This window comes from Fodinibius sp. (assembly GCF_041642155.1).
GTDB lineage: Bacteria > Bacteroidota > Rhodothermia > Balneolales > Balneolaceae > Fodinibius.
The window spans coordinates 1-11,870 of the sequence record NZ_JBEPWZ010000075.1 but is presented as its reverse complement, the minus strand read 5'-3'; the positions used below and the strand labels follow the sequence as shown (position 1 = coordinate 11,870).

10 protein-coding genes and 1 pseudogene are annotated in these 11,870 nt (G+C 49.9%); 8 read left to right on the top strand and 3 right to left on the bottom strand.

Features of this window, described 5'->3' with window-relative positions; translation table 11 throughout:
* The 3 genes from ACESLU_RS06555 to ACESLU_RS06545 form a co-directional block, all read left to right on the top strand.
* The coding region (locus ACESLU_RS06555) for a TolB family protein (RefSeq protein WP_372636830.1) at window positions 1–381 on the top strand (381 nt) is incomplete at its 5' end.
* Between the two features lie 458 nt (window positions 382–839).
* Window positions 840–2,048, top strand: coding sequence for an ADP-forming succinate--CoA ligase subunit beta (gene sucC / locus ACESLU_RS06550; protein ID WP_372636827.1), 1,209 nt, complete (start codon window positions 840–842; stop codon window positions 2,046–2,048).
* Between the two features lie 231 nt (window positions 2,049–2,279).
* Complete coding sequence (locus ACESLU_RS06545; RefSeq protein WP_372636824.1) at window positions 2,280–3,092, top strand: sulfotransferase; 813 nt, start codon at window positions 2,280–2,282, stop codon at window positions 3,090–3,092.
* Window positions 3,093–3,286: 194 nt separating this feature from the next.
* Here the strand turns inward: ACESLU_RS06545 and ACESLU_RS06540 are convergent, their stop codons facing one another.
* Window positions 3,287–4,177, bottom strand: a complete 891-nt coding sequence (locus tag ACESLU_RS06540; RefSeq protein WP_372636822.1) for a DMT family transporter — start codon at window positions 4,175–4,177, stop codon at window positions 3,287–3,289.
* 29 nt (window positions 4,178–4,206) lie between these two features.
* Complete coding sequence (gene bshA, locus ACESLU_RS06535) at window positions 4,207–5,352, bottom strand: N-acetyl-alpha-D-glucosaminyl L-malate synthase BshA (RefSeq protein ID WP_372636819.1); 1,146 nt, start codon at window positions 5,350–5,352, stop codon at window positions 4,207–4,209.
* Between the two features lie 221 nt (window positions 5,353–5,573).
* Here bshA and ACESLU_RS06530 point away from each other — a divergent pair, with 221 nt between their 5' ends.
* From ACESLU_RS06530 to ACESLU_RS06510, 5 genes are all read left to right on the top strand, one after another.
* Entirely contained in the window at window positions 5,574–6,335 is a 762-nt protein-coding gene (locus ACESLU_RS06530) for a YebC/PmpR family DNA-binding transcriptional regulator (protein WP_372636816.1), read from the top strand.
* A 59-nt stretch (window positions 6,336–6,394) separates the two neighbouring features.
* Window positions 6,395–7,165: a tetratricopeptide repeat protein gene (locus tag ACESLU_RS06525; RefSeq protein WP_372636813.1), complete on the top strand. Its 771-nt coding sequence runs from the start codon at window positions 6,395–6,397 to the stop codon at window positions 7,163–7,165.
* On the top strand, window positions 7,149–8,933 hold the full coding sequence (locus ACESLU_RS06520) for a BatD family protein (protein WP_372636810.1): 1,785 nt from the start codon (window positions 7,149–7,151) through the stop codon (window positions 8,931–8,933). The genes ACESLU_RS06525 and ACESLU_RS06520 overlap by 17 nt, the downstream gene beginning before the upstream one ends.
* Window positions 8,934–8,935: 2 nt before the next feature.
* A complete protein-coding gene (locus ACESLU_RS06515) occupies window positions 8,936–9,718 on the top strand; it encodes a hypothetical protein (protein ID WP_372636807.1) in 783 nt (260 codons plus the stop codon).
* A gap of 218 nt (window positions 9,719–9,936) precedes the next feature.
* Window positions 9,937–11,307, top strand: a complete 1,371-nt coding sequence (locus ACESLU_RS06510) for a dipeptidase (RefSeq protein WP_372636804.1) — start codon at window positions 9,937–9,939, stop codon at window positions 11,305–11,307.
* A 214-nt stretch (window positions 11,308–11,521) separates the two neighbouring features.
* Here ACESLU_RS06510 and ACESLU_RS06505 read toward each other — a convergent pair.
* Window positions 11,522–11,870, bottom strand: a pseudogene (locus ACESLU_RS06505) (gfo/Idh/MocA family oxidoreductase); the annotation flags it as partial.

Sequence of the window (11,870 nt, the reverse complement as noted above, 5' to 3'; positions counted from 1 at the left end):
TGGTCGCCCGACGGAGAGAAGATTGCCTTTGCCTCCGACCGCAATGACAATTTCGACCTGTACGTCATGGATGCCGACGGCTCCAATCAAACACAGCTGACCACCGACCATCATTTCGATCTCGCTCCGCAATGGTCGCCGGATGGCAAGACCCTTCTTTTTACCTCTAACCGCTTCGGTAGTTTCGACCTTTTTGTCATTGATATTGACGGGACCAATATGAAACAACTCACGGCACACAGCGGAAAAGACTACTACGCTTCCTGGTCGCCGGACGGGGAAGAAATCATCTTCTGTTCCGACCGCTCTGGCAAAGATGAAATCTATATCATGAACCGGGACGGGACGGAGTTAAGGAGGATAGAAATCAGCAACCGGTAGCGCGGCTTCCCTGTTTTCAAAGCTTTCGCTCTCTACTTTATCTTCTTGCTCGCTGTTTATCGGGCGGCCTGTGACCAAAATGAGCTAACCCGTATTACCTCACAGCGATTTATGGTATATTGTTGTACTCTTATAATAAAGATAACCTGATATCGATTTGAGAGGTCCAAAAACTATAACAGCGTGTACCATACTGCGAAGGTTGCCTGTCAGTTGCGCTGAAGATAAAAATAGCGCGCCGGGCACTGGGGGTACGTCTGCACTGCTATTACCCTTCGCCATGCTGAAGTACAAACATCCTGGTGAGGCAATCCCGGCTAATTGCATATCCCACTGAATTTCTTGCCATTCATTTATTATATTAAGCGCCTGAATTTGTTACACCGAAGAAAATCAGTCCCGCTATGTCAGACCGGGCGTTTAACTTGCAGTAACTATAAACCTTACAGACTGTCGATATGAAAATCCATGAGTACCAAGCCAAGGAATTATTAAAAGAATACAATGTAGCTGTCCCCGCGGGCGTATCCGCTACTACCGTGGAAAAGGCTGTTGAGGCAGCCCGGGAGATGAAAGACAACGGCGCCAGCCTGTTTGTTGTCAAGGCGCAAATCCATGCGGGGGGACGGGGAAAAGGGAAAACCAAAAAAAGCGGCGCCAGCGGCGTCGTTCTCTGCGATACCATTGAGGAAGTGCGCGATGCGGCCGAATCGCTGCTTGGCGATACGCTGGTTACGGTACAAACCGGAGAAGAGGGACAGGAAGTCAAGCGCATTTACGTCACGGACGGGGTGGACATCGAGCAGGAGTTTTACCTGGGCATCCTGCTCGACCGGTCCAAGAGTAAAAATGTGATCATGGTTTCAACGGAAGGAGGCGTTGAAATTGAAAAAGTAGCCGAAGAAACGCCCGAAAAAATTGTAAAGGAATGGGTGGAACCGGGAATGAAGCTGCAGCACAACCAGGCGCGCCACCTGGCGTATGCACTCGGGTTCGAAGGCGATGCTTTCAAAAAGGCCGTAAAGTTTATTATGGCGCTGTATAACTGCTACGAGGAAACCGACGCCAGCCTGGTGGAAATCAACCCGCTGGTTCTTACTCCGGGGGGCGATGTGATAGCGCTCGATGCGAAAATGACTTTTGATGACAATGCACTTTTCCGCCACAGCGATATTGCCGAACTGCGCGATAAATCGGAGGAGAACCCGGTTGAGCTGGAAGCCTCGGAATACGGGCTGAATTATATTAAGCTGGACGGCAATGTGGGCTGCATGGTCAACGGAGCCGGGCTGGCCATGGCTACCATGGATATCATTAAACTCTCAGGCGGTGAGCCGGCCAACTTCCTCGATGTGGGGGGCAGTGCCAACGTGGAAACGGTCAAGAATGGGTTTCGTATTATCCTTGAAGATAAAAACGTAAAAGCGATTCTCATTAATATCTTTGGCGGCATCGTGCGGTGCGACCGCGTAGCCAATGGGGTTATCGAAGCGGTTAAAGATCCGGAAATTGCCGAGAAGGTGCAGGATGTCCCTATTATCGTCCGCCTGCAGGGTACAAATGCCGAAGAGGCCAAAGAGATTATCGACAATTCAGACCTGAATGTTATCTCGGCGGTACTGCTCAAGGAAGCAGCGGAAGAAGTCTCCAACGTTCTGGCGGCTTGACAGCACATTCGGGGCCTGGCCTCCATCCATAGGCTGTGTATGACGGCCGATGATGAACGCCGGCGGGTCGGCGTCGTGGCCTGGCTTCCACCAGCAGGCCGTATATGGCAGCTTAACTATTCTCGGGGCTTGCCGGGTTTTCAAAAACCCGGCAAGCCTTTTTATATAACGGAGTAAATAGTATTATTCATATCACATCCAATGGCCATCCCTAAAAAGGGCCCTCGCATCATGAAAAGAATTCATATCGTTGGGGTAAGTCCCCGCACCGGGACCACACTCATGGCAGAAGCGATTAAGACGTGCTACCATATCGATTATTATACCACGCATGAAGACCGTTTATTTACCCGTGCGCCCGGCCATCCGGATATTTTCCTGACCAAGAACCCAAAAGATGTCATGATAGCGGGACCCAGCCTGCGGGTTGACCCTGATCTCTATGTTATCTGTATGCTGCGCGACCCCAGGGACATCATTTGCAGCAGGCACAAGAAAGACCCTGATCGCTACTGGGCCAGTCTCCGCTATTGGAAAATGTACAGCAAAGAGGCGAGGCGACTGCAAAACCATCCCAGATTTATCCTCATACGGTATGAATCTTTTGTCTCCGATCCCGATAAAGTTCAAGACATCTTGTCCGCCAGGATACCCTTTCTGGAAAAGAACGTGCCCTTCAGTAAATATCATGAAGCGGCTACCGTTTCGGATTCCTCCCAAAAAGCCCTCAGCGGTGTGCGCCCGATTAAACCGACGAGCGTGGGACGATGGCGGGATCACAAAGAGCGGATAGCGGGACAACTGAAGCTGCACGGCTCCCTTACGGATGACCTGATCAGCTTCGGATACGAGGAGGACAATCACTGGCTGAACGAACTCGACGGCGTGAAACCGGACCTGAGTCCCAGTCATTTTCCGGAATATATGACCTTCTCAAAAAGGGTCTCCCTGAAGTTCGGGAAATATTTGGAGGCGGTCCGCCGGATGGTGGAACAAATGATGGGTCGCCGAATCAGGATTACTCATCCCAAAAAATGGTTGTGACTACAGGTTTTGTTTCCCTTCTTGCCATTACGTCACTGTAATATGAGTACAGCGTATTTCCTATCTCCATCGCATCTTCTCCATCCATTCAGGATGTCCTTCGAACCTTAATGAGCTGTCGGACGGCACACAGCTGCCATCTGACAGCTTTCAAAAAGCTAACTTAAGACCACCAGCGAGAATGGATTCCTGCCTCACTCATTTTTACCGGTCGCCCCAATATAAATACCTGCCAACACAATGGCGGCGCCGATGTATTCCAGGGTTGTCGTTGGCCGGTTGAAGAACAGAATATCCCACATAAAAGCCAGGGCCGGCTGGAGCAGGATAGCCAGTCCCGCAACCGATGCATCCACATCCGGTAGTCCCTTGGATATAAGCACCCACCCAAAAACCTGCCCCACTATGCCAAGTCCCAGCAACGCAGCCCAGGACTGCAGATCGGGAATCGCAAAGCCGGCGTCGGGTTCAACAATGACGGTAATTCCCAGCAAAAAAGCCGATATCAAGCAGATCCAGCCCATATTGGCAAAGATAGACAAACGGGTTTCATTGCCCTCAGATCGGGATTTTCGAAGCGTAAGGATGTACAAGGCATAGGCAAGAGCCGTCAATAGCCCGTACAGCACTCCTAATTTTATAGCTCCGTCGTGCTGACCCCACCCCGTACGGACAATCAAAAACAATCCGACGACGGCCGTAGGAATCGCTATCATCAATTGCCAGCTTAATTTTTCTTTCAGCAGCCACACCGCAAGCAAAGCAACAAAAAACACCTGCATATTCCCGAGTATAGTCGCCAGTCCCGGACCTACATACATGATGCTGCGATGCCAGAAAAAGAGGTCCAGGCTAAAAAAAAGGCCGCACAGGAAAGGTATCGCTAAGCTTTTAGCTCCAAACCAGAGCCGGTCGCTGCGGAGGACGGATATTCCCATCAGTATCACCCCGCCGAAGAACATTCGATAGAAAGCCGATACCGTAGGACCGGTATTTGCAAGCTCCACCAAAACAGAGGTAAAACTTACGATAGTGGCTCCCAGAATAATAAAACCGAAGGCCCGTAACGATGCAGTGCGTTTCATTTCAAAAAGAGGGGCGGACTAATACAATATTAAGCTATTTGCTTTTGAAGTTCCTCTTTGCACGTCTCATAATACTGCTCGTATATACTCACGATTTTTCCCATCTCAAAACGCTTGGCATGTCTGCGGGCATTACGGGCCATTTTCTGGTGCAGTGTTTTATCCTGTAAAATTTCAACAGCATAGCCAGCCATACAGTCGGTATCGTCCAGATCGCAGAGATAGCCGGTTTCGCCATGAACGTTGACTTCAGGCAAGCCTCCGATATTGGAACTGATTACCGGCACGCTGCAGCTCATCGCCTCAAGGGCCGCCAGGCCAAAAGTCTCGGATCCGGAAGGGATGAGAAACAGGTCTGCGATGGAGAGTACTTCCTCCACCTGATCCTGTTTGCCCAGGAAGCGGACATGATTACAAACGCCCAACTCACGGCAGCGTTTCTCCGCCCGCTGGCGATCGGGTCCGTCTCCCACCAGCAACAACTTGGCGTCGATGTCATTTTCCAGTATCCGGTGAAATACATTCACCACTTCCGGAACCCGCTTGACCTCACGGAAATTGGAAACGTGTACCACCACTTTTTCGCCATTCGGACAAATGGCGCGTTTAAAGTGGTTTTTATTGGATTTTTTAAATCGTTCGAGATCAATGAAGTTCGGAATAACTTCTATCTTTTTCCTGATGTCAAAACGTTTATAGGTTTCTTCCCTCAGGTATTTCGAAACGGCTGTCACTCCATCACTTTGGTTAATCGAAAAATCGACCACGCTTTTGTAACTGGGATCACTGCCCACAATCGTAATATCGGTTCCGTGAAGCGTCGTAATCAGTGGAACGTGTGCGGCCTTTTCGCCCAGGATCTGCTTGGCCAGGTAGGCGCTGGTGGCATGCGGCACCGCATAATGAACATGCAATACATCGATCTTTTCATATTCAATGAGATTGGCCATCTGATTAGCCAGCGCCAAATCATAGGGAGGATATTCAAAGAGCGGGTAGGTATTCATGTTCACTTCATGATAGGATATATTGGTCTGAAATGTATCCAGACGGGCCGGCCGGTCGTAGCTGAGCATATGTACATTATGATTCCGGTGAGCCAGTCCTTTGGCCAGCTCTGTTGCCACAACGCCACTGCCACCGAAAGTGGGATAACACACAATTCCTATATTCATGCTATAAATTCTTTCTGCTGTTTACGTTACTGGTTGACATCATAATAATGATTTTTCACTGCTTTTCATTGATTAACAAAAATTTGTCCTTCCTCATTTCCCGAATTCGATACATTAGGTGTAAAGCCAGCTATCTCTTATATTATAGACTTTCAGAAGATTGTAGAATACACGAATCCATTTTCACCTTTGTTATCCTTTTTTAACAAGCATGAAATCTTATGGCAGGACATTCCAAATGGTCTAATATAAAGCATAAAAAGGCCAAAGAAGACAAAAAAAGAGCAAAAATCTTCAATAAGCATCTTCGCGAAATATCGGTAGCTGCCCGCGAAGGCGGCGGCGATCCCGAGATGAATCCCCGGCTCGATACGGCCATTAATAACGCCAAGAGTGATAATGTACCCAAGGATAATATTGAACGAGCCATAAAAAAGGGTACAGGCGAACTTGACGAGGGGGATGGCCGTTATGAAGATGCCACCTACGAAGGCTACGGCCCGGGTGGCATTGCATACTTTATTGAAGTGACCACGAATAACTATAACCGTACTGTTGGCGATATTCGTCATATTTTTACCTCTCACGGGGGTAATCTCGGCACGGACGGCTCGGTCGGCTACCTGTTTGAGCAGAAAGGCATGATCCGCATTACCCCGGGGGAACACGATGAGGAGGAATTTATGCTTAATGCCATTGATGCCGGCGCCGAAGAAATAGATACGGACGGCGATTTTTTCAATGTCACCACGGCACGCGATACGATGTACGAGGTCAGGGACAAACTGGAAGAGGGGGGGTATAATATTGAATCCGCCGAGCTTATTCGAATCCCCATGACGGAAGTCAGGGCCGATCCGGAGGTAGCAGTATCAAACTTTAAGCTGATGAATAAGTTTGAGGACAACGACGATGTATCTAATGTGTTTACGAATATGAAAATGGATGATGAAACGTTGGCCATTGCTGAACAAATGGATTAGTCCCGCTACCGGGAACGAAATCTGTGATATCATATATTAAACATCCATACAAAAATCCTATGATGAGATTTATTCTTGTAACCCTGACGGCTTTTCTTTTGATGGGTTTTGCCCCCGAAGAGGCCCGCAAGGCAAATGAAGCCTATGACAACGGCGAGTACGAGAGAGCTATTGCCCTTTTCAAAAAAGCGATTGATGCTGAGCCCGATAACCCGAAATTATTTTACAACCTTGCAAGCGCCCAGGCCAAAGCGGGCAACAGCGAAGAAGCGATCCGTACGTTTGAACAGTTTAAGAATATGACGGACGACCCCGAACGGCGTGCCATGGCCAATTATGATATCGGCAATATTTTGGCGGAAGAGAAAAAATGGGACCAGGCACTGGATTATTACAAACGTTCACTTCGCTATATGGCCGGCGATGAAGATGCCAAGCATAACTATGAATTAGCTCAGAAAAAGAAAAACGAGCAGCAGGAACAAGACAAAAATCAACAGAATCAGAATCAAAACCAGGACCAGGATCAACAGGACCAGCAGCAACAGCAGAATCAAGACCAGGACCAGCAGGATCAGCAAGACCAGCAGCAACAGCAAAACCAGCAGGATCAAAATCAAAACCAGGATCAGGAACAGGATCAACAAAACCAGCAAAATCAAGAGAACCAGCAGGATCAGCAAGACCAGCAGCAACAGCAAAGTAAAATCAGCCAGGCTGATGCCGAAAAAATTCTGAGGGCGCTGGAACAAAAGGAAAAAGATCTGCTACAGGAATTCAAAAAACAAAAAATGAAGTCCAGCGAGAATACGAATGAAAAAGATTGGTAGCTTCTTTTGTGCAATTTGTTCTGCCGTAGCGCTAATCGGACTGTTTTCTCCTCATGCGTTGGCACAGCCTGATATATCCGTAGAGGCTACGGTTTCGGAAACAACGATTTATACCGGAGAGCGTATTCAGCTTTCTATCCAGATAAGTGGAGACTTCAACGATGTATCCCGTCCTTCTCTGCCAAACTTTCAGGATGGGTTTCGCCTTCTTAGCAATACCCCGTCCACTTCACGAAGCTACCGGTATGTCAACGGGCAAAGCAGCACCTCCTATACCTATAGCTACCAGCTGATCGCCCAGCAAAAGGGCGACCATCAGATCCCCCCCATTTCCGTCACAATCGATGGCGAAGAGTACACTACCGACCCTATTGAGGTATCCATTATCGACCGCAGTGAATCGGCGAAAACCCAAGACGAACAAGAGCCTGATATTTTTGTACAGCTGGAAGTATCGGACAGCCAGCCGGTTACAGGACAACAGATCATTTCGGATGTCATCTTGTATTTCCAGGATGGATTGGAAGTCAACTCATATCAGCCGGTGCCGGGCTGGAAAGCCGAAGGTTTCTGGAAAGAGGAGCTCAACAACAGGGAGCGTCCCCAGGCAAACACAACGGTTATCAACGGCGTGCGCTACCGCAAGGCACGCCTTCTGCAGTTTGCCCTTTTCCCTACGAAAAGCGGTACCCTGGAAGTAAGTCCCTATAAGATCATTGTTTCGGTCCGCTCTACAAGCAGTTCCCGTGATGACCCGTTCAGTAGTTTTTTTGGCGGTCTGGGCCGCAACCAGCAGCAGATAGAACTGGAAAGCGATCCAGTGACCCTGGAGGTTCAATCGCTGCCCTCTTCCGAGGACGACGCTTATTTTGGTGCAGTCGGTTCCTATAATATCAGCCGGGAAATAAGTACGAATGAGGCGACAGAGGGAGAATCTGTTGAAATTACGACCCGTATCAGCGGCACCGGCAACATACCGCTGATTTCGAAACCCGAATATGAGCTGCCCGAGGGACTCGAGGTCTATGAACCGCAGGAAACATCGGACCTGAAAAGAAGCAATCGCCGTATCAGCGGCACCAAAACATTTACGGATGTGGTCATCGCCCGCTCCGCCGGTGATTATGCGATACCTGAAAAAGAGGTTTCCTATTTCGATCCGGATCAGGATGCATATATCTCCCAGACCTTGCCCGCACTGCATTTTACCGTACAGCCGAATCCCGATAACATAGCCCAACAGGATACCCCCGGATCATTGCCTGTAAGTCCCGTTACCGGTCTCGCAAGCTGGACGACCCTTGAAGATACCTCCCTGATATCATACTGGTGGTTCTGGGCCGGGTTGCTCATTCCGCTGTGTTTGCTGGCTCTTGCCTACTGGCAAAAGAGCTACTTCGACCGGATGACCAATGACCGTGCCTTTGCCCGATCCCAAAAAGCGTCGGATACCGCTGCCGACCGGCTCGATCAGGCCGTAGAACTTTCCGAGCAGGGACATATCAAACAGGCATACAATATGTTACAAAAAGCAATCACCGGCTTTATCGGCGACCGGTTGAATCTACCCGAAGCCGGTCTTTCCAACGAGGATTATCTTCAGGCCTTAAAAAAGAATGATATTGATGCCGAACTCGTTAAGAATATTCGTATGCTGCTGGATAAATGCGCTTCCATCAGCTATGCTCCTGAGGCTACCCATGAGTATCTGAAATCACACGTTGGCTTAGCTCAAAGCACCCTCGAGAAATTGAAAAAAGTATTATAACTGTGGTACAATCATTGCTTCAAAAGATATTGCTGTTGATGTTCCTCTGCGGAGCCATCCCTGTGGCAGGCGGTGCTCAACAGAGTCCACAGGCCCTGTTTGACGAAGCCAACAAATTGCTGAGCTCCGGCCAGAACATGGAGGCCGCCATGCTGTATCAACAGCTTGAAGACCAGCAAAACCTCTCCGGTGCGCTTTTTTTGAATCTCGGAATTGCCTATCAGCGGGCAGATTCGCTCGGGAAGGCCAAATATTATTTTCTGAAATCATCCCAATTTGAGGAAACAGCCGCCAGAGCTGAACAGGCGCTGGATTATATTGACAAACAGTTCAGCCATCAGTCGGCCATTCTTCCGAAGCTGCCCTGGGATGTTGCAACCAATTGGCTGCAAGACAATATAGGGGCCCCGGCCTTGCTGGCAGCCGGACTCATCCTGTTTAATCTGGGGATTCTTTTTTTTATAGCCCGCTGGTTTATACGGGGACTCCCCCGTGCGGTAAAGACCATGGGCTTTACGATCGTCGGCCTTGCTGTCGTCCTTATGGCTTCTGCTTTTTATACGCAGTATGTAAGCAACCGCTACAGCGTTGCGGTTATGGTGACCGAAGAAGCTCCGGTGGCTGAAACCCCCCGGGAAGATGCTTCGCTGGTCAGCCAGGCTTTTGAGGGCTATACCTTTACCGTTGATCACAAACGCAGCAATGAACAGCCTGAATGGAGCTATGTGCGCATGAGCAACGGACTGTACGGATGGATACCCACGAAAGAGATCATGATACTCTAACCCACAGTTTTACCCCATAAAACATGCAGTAGAGCGAAGCCTCCTGAAAGCCATGTGTTCCTGTTTTTTAACGATATAAACTTCCGCGATCTGCTGCGACAACCGGCATGGTGCTCGCGGCGCTGCCTGAACCTTCAGCGGTGGAGATGTAGAATAAAGAAGAAATACGCATTGCTTATATTTTTATATAATACTATTAAATCAACCCTTGCTTAATTATGCCTACGGTTACCGATTATATTGACGCCAACAGAGAAACGTTCAGGGAAGAGCTCTTCGAGTTTTTACGCATTCCGAGCATCAGCACCAGCTCCGAACATAAAAACGATATCCGCGACGCCGCCCGCTTTCTGTTGGACCAGCTGGAGTCGCTGAATATGGACCGGACCGAACTCTTTGAAACGGACGGCAATCCCATCGTCTACGGGGAATTAACAACGGGTACCACCCGTCCGACGGTACTGGTCTACGGCCATTACGACGTGCAGCCCCCCGACCCGCTGGAGCTTTGGGAAACAGCCCCTTTTGAACCAACCGTACGAGGCGGCAATATCTATGCACGGGGAGCCAGCGACGACAAGGGACAGTCGTTTACACACCTCAAGGCACTGGAGTCTTACCTGGCTTCCGGGGAATCATTTCCAGTCAATATTAAATTTATTTTTGAAGGCGAAGAGGAGATCGGCTCTCCCCACCTGGTGCCGTTTATCGAAGCCCACGAAAAACTGCTTGCCTGCGATATGGTTCTTATCTCCGATACGGCGATGTTTGCCGAAGACACTCCCTCTATCACCTACGGGCTGCGCGGACTGGCGTACATGGAAGTGGAGGTGGAAGGTCCCAACCGCGATCTGCACTCCGGGGTATACGGCGGGGCCGTTGACAATCCCGCCAATGTGCTGGCGGGGATCATCGCCCGGCTGAAAGACGAGGACGGGGTGATCCGGATCCCGGGCTTCTATGATGACGTCAAGGACCTTACAGACGAAGAACGAAAGGCTTACCGGCAGCTCCCTTTTGACGAGACGGACTACAAACAAGTGCTGGGAGTGGACGCCTTGCACGGGGAGAAAGGGTATTCTACCCTGGAACGTGCCACCGCTCGTCCCACCCTCGACGTCAATGGGCTCTGGAGCGGCTACCAGGGAGAAGGGGCTAAAACCGTATTGCCATCGAAGGCCGGTGCCAAAATAAGCATGCGGCTGGTCCCGGAACAGGACCCCAAAACCATCGCCCGGCTCTTTGCAAAACAGGTAGAATCCCTGGCCCCGGATACGGTCACCGTAACAGTCACCGAACATCACGGGGGACAACCGGCGATTACGGACCTCTCTTTTTACGGGTTACAGGCTGCGGCAGACGCTTTTGAGGCGGTCTACGGCCGGGAACCGTTCTTTACCCGCGAAGGCGGCTCCATTCCCATCGTCGCTGATTTTCAACGCCTCCTGGGGGCCCAATCCATCCTGATGGGATTCGGACTTAACAGCGATGCCATCCACTCGCCGAACGAAAAATTTGCGCTCAAGGATTTTTACCGCGGCATTCGCACCTCTGCCCGGTTCTTTGAGTTTTTACCGAAGTATTCCTGAGGGTACTCCCGCAACCCGGGTTATTCCCCAGGCAATTCAAGGGTGGACAGAGCGAATGCGGAGCAAAAAACGTGCAGAATTTATACGCTGGTTGCCCCAGATATAACTTCAACGCCCCGTTAAACAAAAAATGCCCGGCACTGTAAAAGCACCGGGCATTTTCGCAAAAGTTGCAACAGCCGCTTAATCCGGATTGTTCTCCGGGAAACGGAAACTAACCAATTATTTCCCTCCAGCCGATGCGGAAATCATTTCGATCATCCAGCCATTCATTAGCTTCCGGCAGGTTTCTGACCCGCATATTGTCGGCATCCCACTGCAGCTTGGTATTGGCATCCTTGAAACGGATCGCCATGTTACCGACCAGCATGGTCTCGGTAAGAGCGGCCGCATATTCAAAATTCGAGGAAGTCGTCCCGTTGCCCTTGGCTGCATCCACCCACTCTTCATGGATGCCCGGGGAACGTTCCATCGTCTTTTCCGGCTCACCGATCTCGTTTATATCCGATTCGGGAATAAACCGTGCATTCTGTCCATATACGTCGGCCATAAGCTTCCCTTCC